The organism is Synechococcus sp. R55.7, from assembly GCF_047461955.1.
Taxonomy (GTDB): Bacteria; Cyanobacteriota; Cyanobacteriia; order Thermostichales; family Thermostichaceae; genus Thermostichus.
Genome location: NZ_JANSIC010000377.1, coordinates 1 through 1,074 on the forward strand (window position 1 = coordinate 1; position 1,074 = coordinate 1,074).

Here is a 1,074-nt window from a genome sequence, read left to right on the forward strand (position 1 = left end):
ATTTAATACCTCCAACTGTTAGCGATGGCTACCAACGATAACATGATGGGTACTTCTATGAGTACACCAACCACCGTGGCTAACGACGCACCTGAATTAAGACCAAAAAGTGATATGGCCACGGCAACTGCGAGTTCAAAAAAATTACTGGCACCAATCATCGCAGCCGGTGCACAAACCGGATGTGATAAACGGAGCAATTTTCCACCCAGCCAGGTTATAAAAAATATGAAGTAGGTTTGAATGGTCAGTGGTATGGCTATCAACAAAATGGTGTATGGATGATCCAGTATGTGTTCGCCCTGAAAGGCAAAGAGTAAAACCAGGGTTGAAAGCAATGCTAGTATGGAAACAGGACGAAGTGCCGGAAGAAATTTTTGTTCAAACCAATCCTTTCCTTTTCGTTGAGGCAATATCCGATTGGTCAGATAACCCGTAGTTAGCGGTATAACAACAAAAACAACCACCGAAGTAATCAGTACTTCATACGGTATCTGTATGTTGGTTACTCCCAGCAGCCATTTTACAATGGGTACAAATGCAACCGGCAGAATAAGATCGTTGACTGAAACTTGTATTAACGTATAATTGGCATCGCCTCTTACCAAATAACTCCACACAAACACCATGGCTGTGCAGGGTGCGGCACCCAGCAGAATGGCGCCTGCCAGGTACTGGTCTGCATCTTCCGGAGTGATCCAGGTAGCATACAGATTTTTAAAGAAAATCCATCCAAACAATGCCATGGTGAAAGGTTTGATCAGCCAGTTTACAGTAACTGTCAGCGCCAGCCCTTTCCAATTTTTTGAAACACCGCCTATCGATGAAAAATCAATCTGTACCATCATCGGGTAGATCATCATCCAAACCAACACCGCTACCGGAATGTTGATGGTATATATCTGCCAGCTTTCAAGCACCGAAACAGAATTCCCCAGTATTTTCCCAAGACCAATGCCTGCAGCAATGCATAGCGAGACCCAAACGGTAAGGTATTTTTCAAAAAACTTCATGGGTTGAAATTTAATTACAGCGTTTCCATTAATTCCACTTCCCCGAAGGGAAGCGACTCCC

General features: G+C 43.9%; 1 protein-coding gene. It reads right to left on the bottom strand.

The window, feature by feature from the left end:
* Nucleotides 1–2: 2 nt before the first annotated feature.
* A complete protein-coding gene (gene arsB / locus NW820_RS12610) occupies nt 3–1,013 on the bottom strand; it encodes an ACR3 family arsenite efflux transporter (RefSeq protein WP_414407670.1) in 1,011 nt (336 codons plus the stop codon).
* Nucleotides 1,014–1,074 lie beyond the last annotated feature (61 nt).

Bases quoted from the DNA above. Each gene is read 5' to 3' on its own strand.
- arsB (WP_414407670.1), bottom strand. From the start codon at position 1,013: ATGAAGTTTTTTGAAAAATACCTTACCGTTTGGGTCTCGCTATGCATT.